A 430-nucleotide genomic window follows, 5' to 3' on the forward strand; every position below is an offset into this window, starting at 1 on the left:
CTGTACCATATTGCTAATGAAGTTAAAAAACGCAATATGCCTGCTGAAATCGCTTTGCTGCCTTTCATTTCCCTCTCCTTCTTCCCCCCCTCCCCCTCCCCCTTCTTCTCCTCCTTCCTTTTTCCCTTTCTTCCTTCTCCCTTCCTCCCCTTCTTCTTTTCCCCCCCCCCTTTTTCTTCCTTCCTCCCCTCTCTTTCCTCCTCTCCCTCTTCCTCCTTTCCCTCCCTTCCCTCCCTTCCCTTTCTTTTCTTCTCCTTTTCTTTTTCTCTTTCCTCTTCCCCCTTTTTCTCCTTTCCTTTCTTCCTCTCTTTCCCCCTCTCCCTCTCTCCCTTTTTTTCCCCTCCCTCCTCCCCTCTTCTTCTTCCTCCCTCCCCCCTCCCCTCCTTCCCCCCCCTTTTTTCCTTCCTTCTTCTCTTTTCCCCTCCTCCCC

The 430-nt window shown here is 51.9% G+C and carries 1 protein-coding gene; it reads right to left on the reverse strand.

Annotated elements, in window-relative coordinates; all coding sequences use genetic code 11:
* The coding region (locus ACTHTY_RS12245) for a hypothetical protein (RefSeq protein ID WP_440367896.1) at positions 1-430 on the reverse strand (430 nt) is incomplete at both ends.

Source organism: Neisseria sp. P0019.S002 (assembly GCF_051957155.1).
Classification (GTDB): Bacteria; Pseudomonadota; Gammaproteobacteria; order Burkholderiales; family Neisseriaceae; genus Neisseria; species Neisseria perflava.